Raw genomic sequence first — 21,016 nt, 5'->3', positions numbered from 1 at the left:
CCGTCCGGAATTGCGTGAAGACAAAGAGATAGAGCGCTTCCGTGATTCGAAGAAGAACGGAAATGCTCTCACCAACTGGGAAAACAGAGGAAGAAAATGGGACAGGATCTGTCTGGAAAAGTCGCGGCCGTCACCGGGGCGGCGTCGGGTATCGGACTTGAATGCGCCAAGGCTTTGCTTGCCGCGGGCGCTCGGGTCGTGCTGGTCGACCGCAATGAGGAAGCGTTGCGGGAAATTTGCTCGAAACTGGGCGCCAATGCCATTCCACTGGTCATCGAACTCACCGATCCGAAAAGCGTCGAACGGATGATGCCGCAGATCCTGGAAAGAGCCGGCCAGCTGGATATCTTCCACGCCAATGCAGGCTCCTATATCGGCGGTGAGGTGCTGGGTGGCGATCCTGATGCCTGGGATCGGATGCTCAATCTGAACGTCAATGCTGCCTTCCGTTCGGTGCATGCCGTTCTGCCGCATATGGTCGAGCGCAAGACCGGGGATATCATCCTGACGAGTTCCGTTGCTGGCATGATCCCTGTCGTCTGGGAGCCGATTTACACGGCGTCCAAACACGCGGTCCAGGCATTCGTCCATACGTTGAGGCGGCAGGTGGCCAAACATGGATTGCGCGTCGGCGCCGTCGCTCCAGGCCCCGTGGTCACCGCTCTTCTCAGTGATTGGCCGCAGGAGAAGCTGGATGAGGCGCTCGCCGCAGGCGGCCTGATGGAAGCGAACGAAGTGGCCGAAGCGGTGCTCTTCATGCTGACGCGCCCACGCAACATCACCATCCGCGATCTCGTCATCCTGCCGCAGAGCGCCGACATCTGACGAAAGTGCGAACGCCCACGTAAGAGGAACCGAACATGATCTTCGACAGATTTCGCCTGAACGGACAGGTGGCGCTGGTGACCGGCGGCACGCGCGGCATCGGGCTTGCCATCGCCGAGGCGCTCGGCGAGGCGGGCGCCAAAGTCATCATTACGGGCCGGGCCCGCAATGCGGCGGCGGAAGATCGGCTCTCCAAGGCCGGCGTCGAATGCGATTTCATCGCCGCCGATCTGAGGAAGGAAAGTGCTGCCGACGAGCTCGTCACCGAAACCCTTTCGCGCGCGGGCCGGCTCGACATCCTCGTCAACAATGCCGGCATCGCCATTCACGGCGACAGCGGCGAATTCTCCGATGCCATCTGGCGCGAGATCATGACCATCAACCTCGACGCCGTCTTCCGCGCCTGCCGCGCCGCGCTCGCCCCCATGCGACGCCAGCGCGGTGGCGTGATCCTCAATATCGGTTCGATGTCGGGCATCGTGTCCAATATTCCGCAAAACCAGGTCGCCTATAACACCTCCAAGGCGGCCGTCCACATGATGACCAAGAGCATCGCCAGCGAGGTTGCCGCCGAAAACATCCGCGTCAACGCCATCGCACCCGGCTATATCGAGACCGATCTGTCACGCGGCGGCATCGACAATCCCGACTGGTTCCCGACCTGGCGCAGCATGACCCCCATGGGACGCGTCGGGCAGCCTGAGGAGGTGGCCGGCGCTGCACTGTTTCTCTGCTCGGCCGCGGCAAGTTATGTCACCGGCGAAGTGCTTGTCATCGACGGCGGTTATACAACGCGGTGAGACGCAGGCCTCGGGGTCGGGGAGCTCGGTTCGGTGCCGCCCACGTCTGAGGCGCAATTCAGCAATCTCTCCTCAGCCCTTTGAGAACTGAACCGGGATGGTGATTTCAAACTCGGCGCCGTCGCCGGTCGTCTGCAGCGGCCGGATCGTACCGCCATGGGAGCTCAGCATGGCGCGGACGATGCCGAGACCCATACCGTGCCGCCCTGCTCGCGGCGGGTGGAGAAGAACGGCTGTTCGGTCGCTGGCCGATACGCTGAGTTCCAACAGGCTGGCGCCGTACCGAAAAGCGTTTTCGGCAAGGGGACGCAGCGAACATCACCCAATCAGTTGACTGGCTTGCCGAGATTTGTGAGCGGATCGTTGAAAAATGCCAGGACGCCTCATCGGAACCTTGGCGCACGTTTGGCATTGTGAAGCAGTTCGCAGGCGGTCGCGAACGGCCCAAAAAGTTTGAGCAACAGCGCTTGTTGCTCGGCGTCTATACGGTGTCGCGCGCAGAACTCGGTAACGGACCAGACTTTGGTCAGATCGTCCGTTTCGATTTGGCTGGGTTCGATATGTTCGGTCAACGGCGTATCCTCCGATACATCGAGCCTACCGCTCTCCGGCGTTTATAAGAACTAGCTAAAAAGAACTATGCCGTTTTGCAGACCTTCTGACAAGCGGAAATGAAAACGCCCGCCAATTGCGCGGCGGGCGTCGTGTCTTACTGATCTACCGTTGTCGCTCAAGCGATATGGGAAGAATCAAAATCCGTGCCGGTGATGTTGAGCGTCACCTTGGCGGTGTCCGTGTGGCCTTCGCCGTCGGAGATCTTGTAGTAGCGCAGAACTTCCGTGTAGGTCTGGCCCGCATTCAGATCGCTCGTCAGTTCGTAGGTGAATTCGCCGTTCGACTTGACATGGAACGTGCCATACGTGCCGGCGACGTCGGTAACGGCGTCATTATTGGCATCGACCTTGGTGCTCAGGAACTGGCGGAGGAACATCTTGCCGTTATCGCCGGCAATGTCGTTGTCCAGAACGTTACCAGCGATGGCGCTGCCTTCGGTGAAGTGGAAAGTATCGTCGACCGCGATCGGCTTGACCTGAGTGACGCCCTGGATGTTCAGGGTGAACAGACCGACGTCGGTATGACCGCTGCCGTCGGAGATCTTGTAGGAAACCTTCTCCTGGTAGGATTCACCATTGGCGAAGCCGATCTTGGCAGCGTCGCTCAGGACATAGGTGTAGCTGCCGTCCGGCTTGACGAAGAAGGTGCCGTAGTCGCCCTGGATCTCGGTGACCTGGCTGTTGCCGCTCTTGGCGCCAACGCTCGCGCCGTCGAAGGCACGCAGGAACAAGTGGCCGTTATCGGATGAATCGTTGGAAAGAAGATTTCCGGAAATTACGTCAGTTTCAAGAAAAGTTGCACTATCATCAGTTGCGTGTATCGGCGAAGCCATCGCTCTCTCCTAAAATTGTTTATCATCGGGTCAATTTCGACCTCTGCGAGCCGCTCCTTTAACAACCTATTAATACTACAAGTCAATGGCCTATTTAACGGAAGGTTAATTTGGCTGATGGTCTCCACGTTGCTTCCATTCCGGCGAAATAATGTCACATTCGAGCCGAATCTTAGAAATTTCGGCCCGAACTACACCCGGATAACTTGAATAAAATCGTATGAAGTATATCTGAAGGCGACTGGCGATGCCGACGTCGTGCTATCTGGGCCATCCGTTGCAATCGCAGCCGCCGATACCTATGTTGCGGATGTGCCCGATCCAAGCAAAATCGAAGCCCGCTTCTGGCCTGATTGAGGCGCTTTATGCATCGGTGCGCCTAGGGCCAGGTGATGCGCAATCCCACAAACAATCGATGACGCGGCCACGGCCGACGAAGGATTTCATTTTGAACGACATACATACAGCCACCGCCGTTGCGGCGGCGAGCCCGCGTGAGGATGACGAAGCTGTCCGTAGCGCTGCCAAGACTTGGAAGCCGTCTCCCTGCCTGCTCACCCGCCGTGAATTGCAGGCTTTGATCGCCGAGCAGCTCGGCTGAGCGCGATTGGCGCACCATCCAAACAAGGAGAACTCGAAATGCAGGTACTCGTCAGAGACAATAATGTCGATCAAGCACTCAGGGTCTTGAAAAAGAAAATGCAGCGCGAAGGGCTGTTTCGTGAAATGAAGGAACGGCGCGCTTATGAGAAGCCGTCCGAACGGCGTGTCAGGGAAAAGGCGCAGGCGATCAGCCGGCACCGCAAGGCCGCACGCAAGAAGATGCAGCGTGAAGGTCTGATCGCCGCGCCAAAACGGGCGGTGGCCGCCCGTTAGCGACCCATTCCGACCGGGTTTCGGCGGTTACATTCCCTGAAAGGAACAGACAATGGACGAACTCAATAGCCTCACCGTTTCGGAAGAACGCCTCGAGGATTGCCGCGATGTCGTGGAGCCGGATCTGCAGGATCTGATCCAGAGTGCTTTGACATCGGGCTTTTCCCGTGAAGAAATCCTCATCGCCGTCAGCGAACTGGTCGCGGAAGACTTCGCAATGGTCATGAAAACCCCAAGCGTCCATTGAGGCGCGGGCGCAGTGGCTATCAGAGCGTGGCTGCCGGCGCGGAACATCGGTCGCGGCAGATGGTTACTCCGTCTCCTTGACAGATGGAGATGATGATGGCCGAGCATGACGATGCGATGCGGGTATGGGAGCTGATCGACAAGATCGGGTTTTGCATGCTGACAACGCGCAGCAGCGACGATCTCAGAGCCCGCCCGATGTCCGCCTATACCGCGCAAATCGAGAACGCGATCTATTTTCTGACGGATGTCAGCAGCCACAAGGACGATGAGATCGTTCGCTGGCCAAATGTGTGCCTGGCCTTTGCCGACACCAAGGGACAAAAATATGTTTCCGTGTCAGGCACAGCCGAAGTGCAGAACGACCGCGACAAGATCAGGGAATTATGGGCGACGCCGGCAAAGGCGTGGTGGGACAATCCTGCTGACCCCTCCATCCGCATCCTCAAGATTACCCCTTCTTCGGCAGAATATTGGGACAGCCCGGGCACCATCATCAGCTATATCAAGATGGCGGCCGCCGCGGTCTCGAACAGCAAACCCGATATGGGCGACAATGCCGAGGTCAAACTCTGACGCTGAGATACGTTTTGCAGACGACGGGCCTTAGGCCTGGTTTGCCGATGCCTTGACGAAGTCGATGAAGGCCCGCAGCGGTGCGGGCACCAGGCGCCGACCGGGATAATAGAGGAACGGCCCGGAAAAGCTCTGCCACCACGGTTCGAGGATGGGTTCGAGCGCACCGCTGTCAAGATGCGGGCGCAGCCAGTCCTCGAAAACGGAGATGATCCCCGTGCCCGATATTGCGGCGTCGACGGCAAGATCCATTGCCCCGCCGACCCTCACGATCAATGGTCCGGTCGGTTCGACCCGTACCACCTCGTCGTCTCGCTCGAATTCCCATGGGGACGTCAGCGCACCGCTGGCAAAACGACCCAGCAGACAGGCATGGCCGAGCAACTCGCGAGGGTGTTGCGGCCGGCCACGGCGATCGAGGTAGTCGGGCGAAGCCGCAGTGGCAAAACGCTGGATGCGTGGCCCGATCGGCACTGCGATCATATCCTGCTCCAGCCGCTCGTCATAACGGATGCCTGCATCGCAGCCGGCAGCCAGCACGTCGACGAAGCTCTCCTCTGCAACGACTTCCAGCCGAATGTCGGGATAGGCGGCGAGGAACGGTGGAATGATGGCCGGCAGCACCAGCCGCGCCGCGCTGACCGGCACGTTGAGGCGCAACGCACCAGCCGGCCTGTCCCGAAATCCGTTGACCACGTCGAGGGCAGACTCCACCTCGCTCAAGGCAGGGCCCAGCCGATCCAATAGACCCTTGCCCGCTTCGGTGGGGACGACGCTGCGCGTCGTGCGGTTGAGCAGCCGAACACCGAGCTCGGCCTCCAGGCGTCGCACCGCTTCGCTGAGGAAGGAGGCGCTGCCGCCGCTGGCGCGCGCGCCCTCGCGAAAACCGCCGGCCCGCGCCACGGCAACGAACGCATTCAGATCACCCAGGTCGACTTTCATTGTTCGCCACTCCGCACAACCCGTGCGGTTTGTACCTGATTATCCCACGCGTCGACAGCGCCTATCTTGGTGTCATCTCTTGAATGGAGTGAGACCATGTCCATTATCGATCAGGCCGGCAGTTTCAATCTCGGCGGTCGCAGCGTGAAGCGGCTCGGCTACGGCGCCATGCAGCTTGCCGGCCCCGGCGTGTTCGGCCCGCCCAGGAATCATGGCGCGGCCCTGGCCGTGCTGCGCGAGGCGGTGGAAAGCGGCGTCAATCACATCGACACCAGCGACTTCTATGGCCCGCACGTCACCAACCAGATCATCCGTGAAGCGCTCCATCCCTATCGCGACGATCTCGTCATCGTCACCAAGATCGGCGCCCGCCGCGGCACGGACGGATCATGGATTCCGGCCTTCTCGCGGGAGGAACTGACGCAGGCAGTCCACGACAATCTCCGCAATCTCGGCCTCGATGTGCTTGATGTCGTCAATCTCAGGATCATGTTCGACGTGCACGGCCCAGCCGAAGGGTCGATCGAAGCACCGCTGACGGTCCTCGCCGACCTGCAGCGGCAAGGTCTGGTTCGTCACGTCGGGCTGAGCAACGCCACATCGAGGCAGATCGCCGAGGGCCGCCGGATCACCGAGATCGTCTGCGTGCAGAACCAATACAATCTGGCGTATCGGGCCGACGACGAGCTGATCGACGATCTCGCCCGCGAAGGCACCGCCTACGTGCCGTTCTTCCCGCTCGGCGGGTTCACCCCGCTGCAGTCGTCCACCCTGTCCGATGTCGCCGCCCGCCTTGATGCCACGCCCATGCAGGTGGCGCTCGCCTGGCTGCTGCGTCGCGCGGAAAACATCCTGCTGATCCCGGGCACCTCGTCCGTCGGCCATCTCAGGGAGAACCTCGCCACCGCCAGCCTCGCACTGCCGGATGACGCCGTCTGGGAATTGAGCCGCATGGCTGATATCGCCGCCTGACGGTTATCGCAAGATCGCAGCTGATCCCCGATCGCTACGCCACGCTATTGCATGGCGTAGCGGCACAATTCTGGGCCGCCGATTGCGGTCCCACTTCAATAGCGCTCCGGCACGAGCATTTCAGCCGGAACCGGCGCCCTATTGTAATCGGCGTGACGGATGCGGTCCGGCAACTGGATCTCCGGTTTCGGAACATCCTCGTAAGGGATCTGCTCGAGAAGATGGGCGATGCAGTTCAACCGCGCCCGTTTCTTATCCACGGCCTGCACCACCCACCAGGGTGCATCCTTGGTGTGCGTGCGCGCCAGCATCTCTTCCTTGGCCTTGGTATATTCCTCCCAATGGACACGGCTCTCCATATCCATCGGCGAGAGCTTCCACTGCTTCAGCGGATCGTGGATGCGCATCTTGAAGCGGAATTCCTGCTCTTCGTCGGTGATCGAAAACCAGTACTTGATCAGCACGATCCCGGAACGGACCAGCATCCGCTCGAATTCAGGCACCGAGCGGAAGAATTCCTCGAGTTCATCAGGGGTGCAGAACCCCATGACGCGCTCGACACCGGCGCGATTGTACCAGCTTCGGTCGAAGAGCACCATTTCACCGGCTGTCGGAAGATGCGGGACATAACGCTGGAAATACCATTGATGCCGCTCCCGCTCGGTCGGGGCGGGCAGCGCGACCGTCCGGCATACGCGAGGATTAAGCCGCTGGGTCACGCGCTTGATCGCGCCTCCCTTGCCGGCCGAATCCCGACCTTCAAACAGTACCACCACTTTCAGCTTCTTATGCTGAACCCAGTCCTGCAGCCGCACCAGTTCATGCTGAAGCCGGAAAAGCTCCCGGAAGTAGATCTTTCGCTCGAGCGTCTGCTCCGCCGGTTCCGACATTCCTTTGGCGACCAGATCGTCCAGCCGGTCTTCCTCCATCTGCATTTCCAGCTCCTCATCGAAGCTGTCGGCGATTTCGGCCTTGATCCGGTTGAGCTGGTCCTGATGTGATTGCGACATGGCCTTTTCCTTTTGCTTCTTTTGACAGGAGCATGTCAGTGCGAAGTTTGTGTGACGACCACTTCGCGAAGACCAAAACGGCTACTTGCCTCTCTCGTTCCACGCACTCGACAGAAACAGGTGCCGAGTGGGATCAGTGCGTCTACAGCTGCCCTGCTCGGTACTGGTCGACAAGGTTCCGGCAGGCGCGGATCGTCAGGGCCATGACGGTGAGCGTCGTGCCGGCGATGCCGCTGCCGGGAAAGGCGCTGGCATCGGTGACGATCAGGTTCGGCGCATCCCACACCTGGTTGTAGGGATTGAGCACCGAAGCCTCCGGGGTTTCGCCCATGCGCGCGCCGCCCGTCTCATGAATGGCCGCGCCCATGCACATGGTCTTGCGGAACCATGTGCGGAACATGAAACGGCTGAAGGCATCGGCTTCGGGAAAGGCGCCTTTGCCCATCTCCTTGAGGCCGGTGGGCGAACCAATGAATTCGAGGTCGCCGCCGACCTCCTTGATCATGGCAATCAGCGTTTCTTCCTGCCTTTTGAGCAGCGCCTGCTCCTCCTCCTGCATGACGCAGCGGATATGCGGCACGGGAATGTTCCAGGCATCCCTGCGCTTGGCGTCGAGCGTGATGCGATTGTCGGCATAGGGCAGCATTCGGCCGAAACCAAAGAAGGCGAGACGCGCATCTGCGTCCGCGGAGACCGGCGCCCGGCCGACGCTTCCCTGGTAGTCGAAATCGCCGCGGGCGGCGTCGCCCTCGCCGAAGCGGGGAATGAAGATCCCGCCCGACGGATTGTAGAACGGGTCGGTCGGCGCGGACTCGTCCGTCGCCCAACCCTTGGCCTTCGAAAAGGAGCCGAACGCGAGACACGGAAGCTGATCCATGAAATAGCGGCCGAGGGCGCCCGAACCGTTGCCAAGCCCGCCCGGATGTTTCGCCGAAGCCGAATTCAACAGCAATCGCACGCTCTCTATCGGCGAGGCCGAAAGCACAACCATCGCAGCCCGCGCGGTCGATACTTCGCCCGTATTGCGATCGATGAACTCCGCGCCGGTGGCGCGGCCCGTCTTCTCATCCGTGGTGATGCGACGAACGACGGCGTCGTAGCGGACGCTCAGCTGGCCGGTCGCCTTTGCTTCGCGCAGCGGTCGCGGCATGCGGTCGGCATCGGGCGCGATATAACGCCAGGAGACGACGTTCCGCTCCGGCCAGCGGCTTTCCACCGCCTGCTTAAAGGTCTGTTCGGCCGGCGTCAGGCTGGCCGGCTTCGCATAGACGCCGTCCGGCAGTGTCGCCACATTGTCCTTGTTGCCGTAGAGCCCGAGATAGCCCTCAACCTCGTCGTAGAAAGGCGTCAGCTCTTCATAGGAGACCGGCCAGTCGATGCCCTTTCCCGTGCGCGAGCGGAGCTTGAAATCGTCGTCGGTCCAGCGCAGCAGCACCCGGCCGAAACTGTGGAGGCGCCCGCCGCCCTGGCGGCCGCGGATCCACAGGAAGGGCGCGCCCTTCGGCGTCGTATAGGGGTTCTTGCGGTCGTTGACGAAGAAATGGCTGAAACGCTCGGTGAAAAACGCCGCACGCGCCTGGATCGGCTGGCCCTTGAGAGTGGCGCGCGCGCGCTCCCAGATATTGATGCTGCTTGCCGGCGCCTTCTTGCGGGCGGGATCGAAATCCTTCGGCCCGACGGCGGGACCGGCCTCGAGCAGCAGCACCGACAGTCCTTGGGCCGTCAGTTCTTTGACCGCAAATGAACCCGCGGCGCCGGAGCCGATCACCAGCGCATCATAGACGATCTCAGCCATGTCTTTTCAAATCCTGTCCTGGAGGCAATCCTCAAAACGGCGCGAAACGCGCCCGGAATTGCGGGAAAACAAAGGGACGGCACATCACAGCCGCGATCCATCGGCGCCGAAGAGGGACGCCTTGGCGATATCGAGCCCGGGAGCCAGAGCATCACCGGGCTCAAGGGTCACGTCGCCCATCAGCCGGAGCGAGAGGCTTTGGTCTGCCCAGTCGAACCAGACAACAGCATCCGGGCCCATCGGCTCGACCACAGAAACGCGGCCGGGAATGGTGGGCAGGCCACTGGTGAACCCATCGAGCACAAGGTGTTCCGGGCGAAAGCCGAGTGTAGCCGGGCCGTCCGCCGCAACGGCACGGAAAGAATAACCGGAAAGATCGATGGTCAGCCCGTTACCCCGGAAGACCGGCGCCCCGACGCTGCGCTCGATCCGGCCCTCGATAAAATTCATCGCCGGAGCGCCGATGAAACCGGCAACGAACAGATTGGCCGGGCGGCGGTAGATCTCGGCCGGGGAGGCGAGCTGCTGGATCACGCCATCGCGCATGATGGCGATGCGGTCGGCAAGCGTCAGGGCCTCGACCTGGTCATGGGTGACATAGATCATCGTATTGCCGAGGCGCTGATGCAGCTTCTTGATTTCGACGCGCAATTCGTTGCGCAGTTTGGCGTCGAGGTTCGACAGCGGTTCGTCGAACAGGAAAACATCGACTTCGCGCACCAGCGCCCGGCCGATGGCGACGCGCTGGCGCTGGCCGCCCGAAAGCGCGGCCGGGCGCCGGTCGAGCAGCTTGTCGAGGTGGAGAAGGGCGGCGGTGCGGGCAACACGCGCCTCGATCTCGGATTTCGGCAGGCCGGCGACGCGAAGTCCGAAGGAGAGGTTTTTGCGCACCGACATGCGGGGATAGAGCGCGTAGGACTGGAAGACCATGCCGATGCCGCGATCCTTCGGCTCCTCCCAGCTGACGTTCTTGCCGGAGATCCAGACCTCACCTGATGTAATCTCCTGAAGGCCGGCAATGGCGTTCAGAAGCGTGGACTTGCCGCAGCCGGAAGGGCCGAGCAGCACCAGGAACTCTCGTGGCGCGATGTCGATCGACATCTTCTCGATCACCGTATGGTCGCCATAGGCGATCTTCAGATCCTTGACGGAGACGGCAGATTGCATGGAAGCGTTACCCCTTGACGGCGCCGGCCGCGATGCCGCGCACGAACCAGCGGCCGGACAGGAAATAGATGGCGAGCGGAACAATGGCGGTGAGGATGGTCGCCGCCATGTTCACGTTGTAGGTGCGCTCGCCCATCGTGGTGTTGACGATATTGTTGAGCTGCACGGTCATCGGCAGGTTGTCGCGCCCGGCAAAGACGAGACCGAGCAGGAAGTCGTTCCAGATGCCGGTGAACTGCAGCATGGAGACCACGACGACCATCGGTACGGCAATCGGCAGCATGATCTCGAAAAAGATGCGCCAGAAGCCCGCGCCGTCGACGCGCGCCGCCTTGCAGAGCTCTTCCGGCACGCTGACGAAATAGTTGCGGAAGAGCAGCGTCACCAACGGCAGGCCGAAGATGACATGCACGAGGATGATACCCGCCAGCGAATTGTAGAGATCGATATTCGCCATCGCCCGGACCATCGGATAGAGGAAGATCTGGTAGGGGATGAGGCCGCCGGCCATCAGCAGACCGAAGAGCAGGTTTGCCCCGCGCGGCCGCCAAAGCGACAGCGCATAACCGTTGACGGCGCCGATGAAGACCGAGAGCGCGACCGAGGGAAGGGTGATCGCCACCGAATTCCAGAAGCCGCTGCGAATGCCGACGCAGACGGTTCCCATGCAGGCGCCCGACCAGGCGGTCATCCAGGCAGAGAAATCGAGCGTCGCCGGCAGGGAAAAGATCTGCCCGAGCCGGATTTCGTCCATGGACTTCAAGGAGGTGACGACCATGGTATAGAGCGGCAGAAGGAAGAACAGTGCGGCGACGACGAGGAAGGCATAGAGGCCGATGCGCCCGGCGGTGATCCGTGCCGGTTTCGGCCCGTTCGGATGAGGATCGGCCATCACGCGGCTCCCTTCGCTTTGTCGCGCATGTGCATGATGTAGCGGAATGGGGCGACGGCGATGATCACGCCGAGGACAAGCACCGTCGCGCCGGCTGTGGCGAGGCCGAGGTTCTGGCGTCCGAACAGATTGTCCATGATGAATTTCGCAGGCACCTCGGTCGCATTGCCGGGGCCGCCATTGGTCATGGCGACGACTATGTCATAGGTCTTGATCACGCCCATGGCGAGCAGCATGCCGGCGGCGGCCAGCGCCGGCCCGAGCTGCGGCAGGATGATCGAGACATAGATCCGCCAGACGGGAATGCCGTCGATCCGCGCCGCCTTCCACTGCTCGGCCTCGATGCCGCGCATGCCGGCGAGCGCAATGACCATGACCAGCCCCGCGCCCTGCCAGACGCCGGCAAGCACCAGCGCATAGATCGCCATGTCGCGGTTGACCACCCAGTCGAGGACGAAGCTTTCCCAGCCGAGCGAGCGCACGCTTGCCTGGATGCCGAGCGTCGGATTGAGCATCCATTGCCAGATCAGTCCCGTCACCACGAAGGACATGGCGTAGGGATAGAGGAATATGGTCCTGAAGGCGCTTTCGAAACGGATCTTGCGGTCCAGTGCTGCGGCCAGCAGGAAGCCGAGCAGCAGACAGCCTGCGACGTAAAGGACGCCGAAGATCAACACGTTTTGCAGCGATGCCAGCCATTTGGCGGAAGAGAAGAGCTTCGAATATTGGGCGAAGCCGACATAGCTCGAGGACGGAAAGAGCGTCGAATTGGTAAAGGACAGCCGGATCGACCAGGCCATGGTGCCGATGAAGACCACGACCGCAACGAACCATGTCGGCAGCAGCGCGATGGTGGCGGAAAGATTGGGCTTGCGTTTGACGGACATCGGCCAGCTCGTTGACGGAATGGAAAGCAGGGCTGGCGCCGCCGCGCGAGGCGGCGCCCGGCAGCTGTGGCGTCGGGTCAGACCGACGCCACAGTCACTATCCTACTCGAAGATGGCGAAGAAGTTTTCGGCCGCAGCGCCTGCATCGTTCGAGCCGCCGCTCCAATATTCGTCGACGAAATCGTCGAGCGCACCGACCTGCTGGGGCGTCAGCACGATCGCCTGATCCGGCACGATGGCGCCGGCGCTCATCAGCTCGACGCCCTTCTGGGCGCAGGCGTCCAGCTTCGACTTGTCGACGTCGGCGCGCATCGGAACCGAGCCCTTCTTGAGAGCAAATTCGACCTGGATGGTCGGGTCCATGACGACTTCGGCGAGCAGTTTCTGGGCCTTGTCGGTTTCGGCCTTGCCTGTTTTGGGGAACCAGAGGGCGTCGGCGATGTAGACCATGCCCTTCGACTCCGGAACGATCATGCAGCCGTAGTCCTTGCCCGGCTCCTTGCCGGCGACGGTGAATTCGCCTTTGGCCCAGTCGCCCATGAACTGCACGCCGGCTTTGGCGGTGATCAGCATGGCGGTCGCATCGTTCCAGTTGCGGCCGGCGGCACCCGCGTCGACATAGCCGCGCAGCTTACCGAGGACTGCAAGTGTCTTTTTCACGCCCTCGACCGATGCCGGGCTCTTGTCCTTGTCGACATAGATCTTCAGGAATCCGTCGATGCCGACCTGCGAGAGCAGGATCATGTTGAAGACCTTGGTCTGCTGCCAGGGCTGGCCGCCCCAGGCGACCGGAACCATACCGGCAGCCTTCAGCTTGTCGAGATCGGCAAAGAGCTCGTCCCAAGTCTTGGGCTCTTGCGCGATGCCGGCCTTGCCGAAGGCTTCCTTGGAATAAAAGAGCCAGCTTTCGCCATGGGCACCGGTCGGCGCAAGGTAGACCTTGCCGTCATAGGAGATGAGATCATGGATCGATTTCGGCAGGGCGTCGGCCCATTTGCCGCCGGCGGCCACGTCGTCGATCGGATTGAACAGGCCCTGGTTGATGAAATCGGCGGCAGCCAGCCCGATGACGCCCTGCTTGGCGCCGGGCGCGTCACCGGCGACGATGCGGTTCTGGAAGGCGGCATCGGCGGCGCCGAAGCCGGCGATCGAGGAATCCTTCCAGACGCCGCCGCGTTTTTCGAACTCGGTCTTGATGACGTTGAGGGCCGCCGCTTCGCCGCCCGACGTCCAGGACGACATGATCTCGATCGTCGGCTTGTCCTCGGCATGCGCCGAGGTCATGAGACCGGCGAATGCCACGCCGGCAAGAAAAAGCTTCATCATGGTCTTCATAGTTCCACCTCTTGAAAATGCCCTCTTTGCGGGGCGTTTGTTGTCGTCGGAATTGTTGTCAGCGATAGATCGGCAGGAGCGCCTGCCGGACGAGCGTGAGCCCGTTGGCGATGTCGCGGACGGGATCCGGCGCGGCATCGAGTTCGAGGATCGCCCAGCCTTCATAGGCCCGGTCGCGCAGCAGCCGGATCCAGGCCGGCCAGTCGACCCGTCCGAGGCCGAAGCTGCAGAAATAGGGCTGGTGGCGTTCATGGATATGCTTGTCGATCGGCGTGTCGGCGGGCATCGGGCCGATCGCATCCTTCCAGTGGGCGATGATCATGCGCTCGTGATGGCGATCGACGAGTTGGACGGGATCGGAGCCGGCAACGATGATGTGGGCGGTGTCCGGACACATGTGCACATAGGCCGGGTCGGTCAAAAGCATCATCAGATCGACGTCGCGCGCGGCGGCAAAGATCGAGTGCGCCTCGGTGTGCAGCGCCAGCCGTACGCCCCTGGCATGGAGGGTCGCGCCGAGCCGGTTCAGAAAATCGGCGATCACCTTGGCGCGGTCGAAATCATGGAACTGCACCGGCTGGGCGCCGAGCGTCTGGCGTAAGGGCGCGCCGATCACCATGATGTCGCTGCCGCAGGCTTTCAGGAAGTCGGCATAGCGTTCCGCCTTGTCGATCAGCGCGCGCTGGGCCGCGGGCTCGGCGAAGTCGCCGGCCGCCTCAAGTTCCGCAAAGAAACCGCTGCACAGCGTCAGACCGCGTGTTGACAGCTCGGCTGCGAAAGCATCGACGGAACCATAGGTCTTGATCGCGTCCTGCCAGTTGAAGGGAGAAAAGGTCAGCTCGACGCCGGTAACGCCGGAGGCCTGGACACTGTCGAGGATCTTGTCCCAGAAGGCCCGCGGCTCGGCGCGTGCATGGTCGACGATCGCATCGTGGCTGTCGACGCCCCAGAAGCCGGGATGGAAGAATGTCACGAGATCGACGCCGAAGCGCAGCCTATCGCCAGAAGCCATAACCTATCCATTTCTCGAGGCATGACCTACCCGCGTGCGGAAGGAGAGTTCCGCATCCAATAAGCCATGGATTTTCAACGCATTAAGAAATGGCAATCGTTTGCCATGACTAGATAATAGCCAAGCCGGTTTTTTAAGCAAGCGGTTTTTGGCAAACGTTTGCTAAAAACCGTCGCCTGTCCTAGAGTTGCAAATCGAAGCATCCGGGAGAATGAAATAAACATGAACAAAAACAAGGATGTGGCCGGAGAGGAACCATCGGGCGCTTTGATGGCCGATGTTGCCAGGCTCGCCGGTGTGGCGATATCGACGGTCAGCCGGGCGCTCGCCAATCCCGGACGGGTCAACGAGAAGACGCGCGCCAAGATCAATGCCGCAGCCAGGCAACTCGGCTACACCCCGAATGCGATGGCGCGCGGCCTCAGGGTCGGCAAATCCAACATCATCATGATCATCCTGCCGGGATCGCTCTATTACGGCGTCTCGCAGATCATTCCGCAGGTGCTGCAGAGCATCAACAAGTCGCTGATCCAGGGCGGCTATAACCTGATGATCGCCAACCTCGATCGCGACGAGATTTCCGAACGGCATATTCTCGACCTGGCATTCGGCGGCAGCGTGCGCGGCGCCATCATCCTGTCGTCGAAGCTTCCAGAGGTGGACGGGCGTTCGCTGGCGAATTCCGGCCTGCCGATCGTGTCGATGCTGCTCGACATGAGCGATGCCGGCCTGCAGAGCGTGGTCACCAACGACCGCGAGGCAGTGCGCGACGTCACGGCCGAACTGATCCGGCTGGGCCATCGACGGTTCTTCTATCTCGCCGGGCCTGAAGGCAATTATCACGATGTCGAGCGTTATGCCGGCGTGCTCGAGGCGCTCGAGGCGGCTGGCCTGTCCGACGAGCTGGTGCGCCGCTCGGGTGGTCATCTTGATTATCAACACGGCTTCGATATTGGAGTGCAGGCAGCGGACGATTTCGCGCAACTGACCGAGAAGCCGACAGCGGTGATCGCCACCAGCGACGACATGGCCATCTCATTTGTCAGCTGCATCCAGCGGGGGGGCTTGCGCATTCCCGATGATCTGTCCGTCGTCTCCTTCGAGGGCTCGCCCGTCTGCGAATTCTCCTCACCGCCGCTCTCGACGATCGAGCAGCCGGTGGAAGAGATGGGACGCGCGGCGGTCGATCTGCTGCTCGACGCCATTGACCAGCGGCAAAAGACGGCGGAGGTCCGCACCGTCATCCGCAGCAGGCTTATCCTGCGGGAGAGCGTCGCCGCCCCGAAGAGCTGATGATGACGAAACCGGCCTCGCTGGCGAGATGCCCTATCGGGCGCTGATTGCACTCCATCAAAACTTCGTCTGACCCCATCAGTCTGCACGTCGTGCTACGAAAAATCACAACACCGAGCGACTTGCGATGTCAGGTCCGCGCGGTGGAATTCTGAAATTCCGAGCACGCACATGGACCTCTCGAAGATCAAGACGCTGATCGACTTTGTCGGACGATCGAACATTAGCGAGCTGACCGTGACTGAAAAGGACGTGACGGTGCGGATTTTCCGCACGTCGCCGGGTCAGGAGGCTGTTGCCGAGCCCTCGAAGGAGCCGGAATCGACGACAAATCCCGTCTCCCAAGCGCCTTCGAGCGTCAAGAAAACCTCCTATGCGGTAAAGGCGCCCGTCTTCGGCGTTCTGCACAAGGCCCCGGCGCCCGGGGAGCCGCCATTTGTCGCGATCGGTGACGCGGTGGAGGAGGGGCAGACGCTCTTCATCATCGAAGCGATGAAGGTCTTCAACACGATCGCCGCGCCGCGGTCCGGGCGCATCACGCACCTAACCCATATCGACAATGGCGAGGTCGAGACCGGCGACCTGCTCGCGGAGATTGGCTGATGCCGGAAACGCCTGAACAATCTGCGGCCGGCCGCTTCGATACCGTTCTGATCGCCAATCGCGGCGAGATCGCCGCCCGGATCCAGCGCGCCTGCCGCGAGCTCGGCCTCAAGACGGTCGCCATCTGTTCCGAGGCGGATAGGCAAGCGCCTTACGGCAGTACCGCCGACAGCTTTCTCTGCATCGGCCCGTCGAGCGCCGCCAAGAGCTATCTCAATCAGGACGCCATCCTTCTGGCGGCGCGTCTTGCCGGTGCGGGCGCCATCCATCCGGGTTACGGTTTTCTGTCGGAAAACGCCGCCTTCGCCGACGCCGTCGACAAGGCCGGGCTGATTTTCATCGGTCCGACCGCGTCATCGATTGCGATCATGGGCGATAAGATCTCGGCAAAGCGGGCGATGATGGCGGCCGGCGTACCCTGCGTTCCCGGCCCGGACACGGCGCTGCCCGACGACCCTGCCACCATCGAGCGCACAGCGCTGGAGATCGGATATCCCGTTATCATCAAGGCAGCCGGCGGTGGCGGCGGACGCGGCATGCGCGTCGTGCCAAAGGCCGATATGTTGCATGAAGCAATCGCGTTGACGCGGGAAGAGGCTCGCAAGGCCTTCGGCTCCCCCGCCCTCTACATGGAGAAATTCTTAGAGCATCCGCGCCACATCGAGATCCAGGTCATTTGCGACGATCACGGCAATGCCGTGTGGCTCGGACACCGGGATTGCTCGATGCAGCGCCGCCATCAGAAAGTGGTTGAGGAGGCGCCGGCGCCGGGGATCGCACCCGACATCATCCAGCCGGTCGGCATGGCCTGCGTGCAGGCCTGCCTTCAGATCGGCTACCGGGGGGTCGGAACTTTCGAATTTCTCTATGAGGACGGCGCCTTCTATTTCATCGAGATGAACACCCGACTTCAGGTCGAACATCCCGTCACCGAGATGACGAGCGGTGTCGATATCGTCCAGGCTCAAATCAGGGCGGCTCAGGGTCACGTTCTGGATCTCATCCAAGGCGATGTGACATGCGGAGGCCATTCCTTCGAATGCCGCATCAACGCCGAGGATCCGGAAACCTTCCTGCCGTCGGCGGGTGTCGTCACCCGTCTGGCCTTGCCCGAGGGACCAGGCATCCGTGTCGATACGCATATTCATGCCGGCTACAAGGTTTCGCCCTATTACGATTCGCTGATCGCCAAGCTGATCGTCCATGCGCCGACGCGGACCGAAGCGATGGCAAGAATGCGCGAAGCGCTTGCCGGCACCGAGGTCGAAGGGATTTCCACCAATATCCCCTTCCTGCGCGTTTTATTCGAGGACGACGCATTCGCGCGCGGTGAGACCGACATTCACTATCTCGAACAATGGCTGAAGCTGCGGAGGGCGGCATGAGCGCGATCGATTTCAGCGATCCGGCGACCATCGCATTGCTCACCGAGGCGCTGACGGCCGCCGGCGTGGACGGCCTTGAAATCTCCCGGCCGGGCGGACAGCTTCGTATCGTCGTCGCCGGAAAAAGCGGCGCCCGTGTCAGCTCGAGCGAAGCGACGCCACGCGCTCCCGGCTCAGCATCCGCCGTCGTAAAGGCGCCGATGGCGGGCCGCTTCTGCGTCGAGCATCCGGCCGACTCCGCCGCGCCGCAAAAACTGCCGCGCTCCGTATCCGATGCGGATATCGTCGGCTTCATCGGGGTAGGGCATATCCTGCTTCCCCTTCGCGCCGGCCGCTCCGGTGTTTTGACCAGGCTGCTCGCAGAACCCGGCGCGCCGGTCGGCTTCGGTGATCCTCTGTTCGAAATCGAGCTCCAGCCATGATCGTCACGACGAACAGACATGCATCGCAACGTGAGATCGTTCCGGCCACCAACAGCCGGGCGCGAGTTTCCTCGATCGGCGCCAGATCCTTCCTGCTCGAGGCACCAGGCGATTTCGACCTCGTTGCGCAGCGGCGGATCTGGGCTCTGTCCCAGACGGTGAAGAGCTGGCCGGACCTTGCGGAAAACATTCCCGGCATGACCAACCTGCTGGTGATCTTCAAGGAGACGCCCGAAGTTCCCGATACGATGGTCGCCCGGCTGCTGGAGGCATGGGAGAATGCGCGCAGCATCGATCTCAACGGCAAGACCATCGAGATCCCCGTCCATTACGGCGGCGAACATGCGACCGATCTTGCAGCCCTTTGCGATCTCTCGGGGCTCAGCGACCGCGAGGTCGTGCGCATCCATCATGAAGCGACCTACCGTGTCTTCGCCTTGGGCAGCGCTCCCGGTTTCGGTTATCTGCATGGCCTCGATCCGCGTATCTACATGCCGCGAAAGACCGTTCCCTCGTTGAAGATGCCGAAGGGCTGCGTGACCATCGGCGGCATGCAGACCGGCGTCGCCATGCTCACGGGTCCGAATGGCTGGAATTCCATCGGCTTTGCCACGCTTGAGATGTTCGACCCCACCTCGCCGAGCCCTGCCATGATGGCGCCGGGCGATACGGTGCGCTTCCTGCCGGCGAGGATCGAATTATGATCGAGATTTTGGAAAGCGGCCCGTTCAACACGGTGCAGGATCTTGGCCGCCCCGGCTATCGCGACATCGGCGTGTCGGCGAGCGGCGCCATGGATCCGCTGGCGGTCCGGATCGGCAACATTCTCGTCGGCAATGACGACAATGCGGCTGTGATCGAGGTGCAGACCTTCCCGTTCAGCCTGCGTTTCGAGCAGCGTGTGGTCTTTGCCGTGACCGGCGCCGACGGCAATCCTCATCTCAACGGATCGGAACTGCTTGCCTGGTGCGCCTATACGGCAGAGCCCGGAGAGGTTCTCGAACTGAAGCAGCCGCCGCGGCTCGCACGTGCCTATATTTCGCTCGGAGGCGGGCTGGATATTCCCGTTGTCATGGGTTCGCGCAGCACGTCGCTGCGCGGTGGTTTCGGTGGCAATGCCGGCCGGCCTCTGGCGAAGGGCGATCGGATCGCGGTCGGCGAGGACGCCGAGATCGCCATGCTGCCGGCCTCGGGTCTCGCCGTCGTCGAACCGGCCGTGGCACTGCGCGATGTCTTCCCCGCACCTGTCGACGGCGCATTGACGATCCGCGCGCTGCCGGCCGGCGAGCATGATCTTTTCGCCGGAGATGGCGAAGCCTTCTGGAGCCAGACCTGGAGGATTTCCTCCCGCAGCGACCGGACGGGCTATCGCCTGTCCGGCGAACCGATCAAGCCGACGGCGTCCATCGAGATGCGCTCCCACGGCGTCGTGCCCGGCGTGATCCAGTTTCCGCCCGGTGGCGAACCGATCGTGCAGATGAGCGATGCGAACACCGCCGGCGGCTATCCGAAGATCGCTGGCGTGATCGAATGCGACCTGTGGCGGCTCGGCCAAGCCCGCATCGGCGCCCGCCTGCGCTTCGTTCGCTCGACGCATGCGGAGGCCCGCGCGGTGGAACAGGCAGTCGCCCGCTATGTCGGCGACGTCAGGCAGACATGCCGGATGGTCAAGCGCGCCCTGAAGGCGATGGCCTAATGGGTGTCTCCCAAAAGGCCGTCAAAAGGAGGAACCGATGAAGATCGATCTGAATTCCGACATGGGCGAAGGATTTGGCCCCTACCGGCTGTGCGACGACGAAGCGATGATGAAACTCGTCTCGTCGGCCAACATCGCCTGCGGTTTCCACGGCGGCGACCCCGAGATCATGGGGCGCATGGTCCGGCTCGCGAAGCTGAACGGCGTCGGCATCGGCGCGCATCCCGGCCTGCCTGATCGGCTCGGCTTCGGCCGGCGCGAAATACCGTTTCCGGCAGACGAGCTTCGCCAGCAGATGCTCTATCAGCTCGGCGCACTGATGGCGATCGCCAAAGCCGAGGGTGTCACTGTCTCCCATATCAGCTTCCACGCGGCGATGGGCAATATGGTCAATCGCGATCCTGTGCTAGCCGACCTGATGATGGATGCAATCGCCACGGTCGATGCCGGTCTCGTCGTCTTCGTCACCCATGGCAGCGAGATTCAGCAGGCGGCGAAACGCGCGCGTTTGAAGACGCTGGCGCTTTTCCTCGCCGACCGGGCCTATGACGCCGGCGGGAAACTCGTCGCGCGCGGGCTGCCTGGGGCCGTCATTAAGGATGAAGCCGCCGTACGTGCGCGTGTCCGACAATTCCTGCTCGACGGAACCGTTCAGACGATCGACGGAGCCGTAATCGCCATGCCGGCCCGCTCCATTCTCGTCCACAGCGACACGCCGGGCGCCCTGGAACTTGCCGGCATCGTGCGCGGCGAGATCGAAGCCACGGGTGCCGCGCTCGCGCCCGCCGCCGAACTCGCCGACTGACGCAATCCCGATCGCCTGCGGGCGGTCTCC

24 protein-coding genes and 1 pseudogene are annotated in these 21,016 nt (G+C 61.9%); 14 read left to right on the top strand and 11 right to left on the bottom strand.

Annotated elements, in window-relative coordinates; translation table 11 throughout:
• The first annotated feature begins 96 nt into the window (after window positions 1-96).
• Both EEQ99_RS01510 and EEQ99_RS01505 read left to right on the top strand, forming a co-directional pair.
• Window positions 97-825, top strand: coding sequence for an SDR family oxidoreductase (locus tag EEQ99_RS01510; RefSeq protein WP_028755946.1), 729 nt, complete (start codon window positions 97-99; stop codon window positions 823-825).
• A gap of 35 nt (window positions 826-860) precedes the next feature.
• A complete protein-coding gene (locus EEQ99_RS01505) occupies window positions 861-1,625 on the top strand; it encodes an SDR family NAD(P)-dependent oxidoreductase (protein WP_028755947.1) in 765 nt (254 codons plus the stop codon).
• A gap of 72 nt (window positions 1,626-1,697) precedes the next feature.
• On the opposite strand, the pseudogene EEQ99_RS35535 reads toward EEQ99_RS01505, so the two are convergent.
• The 3 genes and pseudogenes from EEQ99_RS35535 to rapA2 all read right to left on the bottom strand — a co-directional run.
• A pseudogene (locus EEQ99_RS35535) lies at window positions 1,698-1,928 on the bottom strand (ATP-binding protein); the annotation flags it as partial.
• Between the two features lie 80 nt (window positions 1,929-2,008).
• The gene (locus EEQ99_RS01495) at window positions 2,009-2,197 is read right to left on the bottom strand and encodes a hypothetical protein (RefSeq protein WP_028757536.1); all 189 of its coding nucleotides are present in this window, start codon (window positions 2,195-2,197) and stop codon (window positions 2,009-2,011) included.
• Between the two features lie 158 nt (window positions 2,198-2,355).
• Window positions 2,356-3,072 carry a calcium-binding lectin RapA2 gene (gene rapA2, locus EEQ99_RS01490; protein ID WP_028755949.1) on the bottom strand — a complete coding sequence of 239 codons (717 nt, stop codon included), beginning with the start codon at window positions 3,070-3,072 and terminating at the stop codon, window positions 2,356-2,358.
• A gap of 448 nt (window positions 3,073-3,520) precedes the next feature.
• Between rapA2 and EEQ99_RS34385 the strand changes: the two genes are divergently transcribed.
• The 4 genes from EEQ99_RS34385 to EEQ99_RS01475 all read left to right on the top strand — a co-directional run bounded on the left by EEQ99_RS34385 (window position 3,521) and on the right by EEQ99_RS01475 (window position 4,770).
• Complete coding sequence (locus EEQ99_RS34385; protein WP_164735882.1) at window positions 3,521-3,673, top strand: hypothetical protein; 153 nt, start codon at window positions 3,521-3,523, stop codon at window positions 3,671-3,673.
• A 38-nt stretch (window positions 3,674-3,711) separates the two neighbouring features.
• Entirely contained in the window at window positions 3,712-3,948 is a 237-nt protein-coding gene (gene rpsU / locus EEQ99_RS01485) for a 30S ribosomal protein S21 (RefSeq protein WP_028755950.1), read from the top strand.
• Between the two features lie 52 nt (window positions 3,949-4,000).
• Window positions 4,001-4,195: a hypothetical protein gene (locus EEQ99_RS01480; RefSeq protein ID WP_028755951.1), complete on the top strand. Its 195-nt coding sequence runs from the start codon at window positions 4,001-4,003 to the stop codon at window positions 4,193-4,195.
• 95 nt (window positions 4,196-4,290) lie between these two features.
• Window positions 4,291-4,770: a pyridoxamine 5'-phosphate oxidase family protein gene (locus EEQ99_RS01475; protein WP_028755952.1), complete on the top strand. Its 480-nt coding sequence runs from the start codon at window positions 4,291-4,293 to the stop codon at window positions 4,768-4,770.
• A 30-nt stretch (window positions 4,771-4,800) separates the two neighbouring features.
• On the opposite strand, the gene EEQ99_RS01470 is transcribed toward EEQ99_RS01475, so the two are convergent.
• Window positions 4,801-5,712, bottom strand: a complete 912-nt coding sequence (locus EEQ99_RS01470) for a LysR family transcriptional regulator (protein ID WP_028757537.1) — start codon at window positions 5,710-5,712, stop codon at window positions 4,801-4,803.
• A gap of 96 nt (window positions 5,713-5,808) precedes the next feature.
• Between EEQ99_RS01470 and EEQ99_RS01465 the strand changes: the two genes are divergently transcribed.
• Entirely contained in the window at window positions 5,809-6,684 is an 876-nt protein-coding gene (locus EEQ99_RS01465; protein ID WP_127429906.1) for an aldo/keto reductase family oxidoreductase, read from the top strand.
• A gap of 95 nt (window positions 6,685-6,779) precedes the next feature.
• Here the strand turns inward: EEQ99_RS01465 and ppk2 are convergent, their stop codons facing one another.
• The 7 genes from ppk2 to EEQ99_RS01430 all read right to left on the bottom strand — a co-directional run bounded on the left by ppk2 (window position 6,780) and on the right by EEQ99_RS01430 (window position 14,782).
• A complete protein-coding gene (gene ppk2 / locus EEQ99_RS01460; RefSeq protein WP_028756039.1) occupies window positions 6,780-7,694 on the bottom strand; it encodes a polyphosphate kinase 2 in 915 nt (304 codons plus the stop codon).
• Window positions 7,695-7,836: 142 nt separating this feature from the next.
• Entirely contained in the window at window positions 7,837-9,489 is a 1,653-nt protein-coding gene (locus EEQ99_RS01455) for a GMC oxidoreductase (protein WP_028756032.1), read from the bottom strand.
• An 84-nt stretch (window positions 9,490-9,573) separates the two neighbouring features.
• Entirely contained in the window at window positions 9,574-10,656 is a 1,083-nt protein-coding gene (locus EEQ99_RS01450) for an ABC transporter ATP-binding protein (RefSeq protein ID WP_028756033.1), read from the bottom strand.
• A gap of 7 nt (window positions 10,657-10,663) precedes the next feature.
• Window positions 10,664-11,548 carry a carbohydrate ABC transporter permease gene (locus EEQ99_RS01445; RefSeq protein WP_028756034.1) on the bottom strand — a complete coding sequence of 295 codons (885 nt, stop codon included), beginning with the start codon at window positions 11,546-11,548 and terminating at the stop codon, window positions 10,664-10,666.
• Entirely contained in the window at window positions 11,548-12,435 is an 888-nt protein-coding gene (locus tag EEQ99_RS01440; RefSeq protein ID WP_028756035.1) for a carbohydrate ABC transporter permease, read from the bottom strand. The genes EEQ99_RS01445 and EEQ99_RS01440 overlap by 1 nt, the downstream gene beginning before the upstream one ends.
• Before the next feature lie 102 nt (window positions 12,436-12,537).
• On the bottom strand, window positions 12,538-13,770 hold the full coding sequence (locus EEQ99_RS01435) for an ABC transporter substrate-binding protein (RefSeq protein WP_028756036.1): 1,233 nt from the start codon (window positions 13,768-13,770) through the stop codon (window positions 12,538-12,540).
• A 58-nt stretch (window positions 13,771-13,828) separates the two neighbouring features.
• On the bottom strand, window positions 13,829-14,782 hold the full coding sequence (locus EEQ99_RS01430; RefSeq protein WP_028756038.1) for a sugar phosphate isomerase/epimerase family protein: 954 nt from the start codon (window positions 14,780-14,782) through the stop codon (window positions 13,829-13,831).
• A gap of 222 nt (window positions 14,783-15,004) precedes the next feature.
• Here EEQ99_RS01430 and EEQ99_RS01425 point away from each other — a divergent pair, with 222 nt between their 5' ends.
• From EEQ99_RS01425 to EEQ99_RS01395, 7 genes are all read left to right on the top strand, one after another.
• Window positions 15,005-16,075 carry a LacI family DNA-binding transcriptional regulator gene (locus EEQ99_RS01425; RefSeq protein WP_127429905.1) on the top strand — a complete coding sequence of 357 codons (1,071 nt, stop codon included), beginning with the start codon at window positions 15,005-15,007 and terminating at the stop codon, window positions 16,073-16,075.
• A 171-nt stretch (window positions 16,076-16,246) separates the two neighbouring features.
• On the top strand, window positions 16,247-16,678 hold the full coding sequence (locus tag EEQ99_RS01420; protein WP_097542524.1) for an acetyl-CoA carboxylase biotin carboxyl carrier protein: 432 nt from the start codon (window positions 16,247-16,249) through the stop codon (window positions 16,676-16,678).
• On the top strand, window positions 16,678-18,063 hold the full coding sequence (locus tag EEQ99_RS01415) for an acetyl-CoA carboxylase biotin carboxylase subunit (RefSeq protein WP_028758235.1): 1,386 nt from the start codon (window positions 16,678-16,680) through the stop codon (window positions 18,061-18,063). Before EEQ99_RS01420 ends, EEQ99_RS01415 begins: the two co-directional genes overlap by 1 nt.
• Window positions 18,060-18,485 carry an acetyl-CoA carboxylase biotin carboxyl carrier protein gene (locus tag EEQ99_RS01410; RefSeq protein ID WP_028758234.1) on the top strand — a complete coding sequence of 142 codons (426 nt, stop codon included), beginning with the start codon at window positions 18,060-18,062 and terminating at the stop codon, window positions 18,483-18,485. Before EEQ99_RS01415 ends, EEQ99_RS01410 begins: the two co-directional genes overlap by 4 nt.
• Window positions 18,482-19,189, top strand: coding sequence for a 5-oxoprolinase subunit PxpB (pxpB, locus tag EEQ99_RS01405; RefSeq protein ID WP_097542525.1), 708 nt, complete (start codon window positions 18,482-18,484; stop codon window positions 19,187-19,189). The genes EEQ99_RS01410 and pxpB overlap by 4 nt, the downstream gene beginning before the upstream one ends.
• A complete protein-coding gene (locus EEQ99_RS01400; RefSeq protein ID WP_127429904.1) occupies window positions 19,186-20,181 on the top strand; it encodes a 5-oxoprolinase subunit C family protein in 996 nt (331 codons plus the stop codon). The genes pxpB and EEQ99_RS01400 overlap by 4 nt, the downstream gene beginning before the upstream one ends.
• A gap of 37 nt (window positions 20,182-20,218) precedes the next feature.
• Window positions 20,219-20,986 carry a 5-oxoprolinase subunit PxpA gene (locus EEQ99_RS01395; RefSeq protein ID WP_097542527.1) on the top strand — a complete coding sequence of 256 codons (768 nt, stop codon included), beginning with the start codon at window positions 20,219-20,221 and terminating at the stop codon, window positions 20,984-20,986.
• Window positions 20,987-21,016 lie beyond the last annotated feature (30 nt).

Source organism: Rhizobium anhuiense (assembly GCF_003985145.1).
In the GTDB taxonomy this organism is placed as follows: domain Bacteria; phylum Pseudomonadota; class Alphaproteobacteria; order Rhizobiales; family Rhizobiaceae; genus Rhizobium; species Rhizobium anhuiense.
Note: the sequence above shows the minus strand (reverse complement) of the source record. Positions and strands in the feature narration are given on the sequence as shown.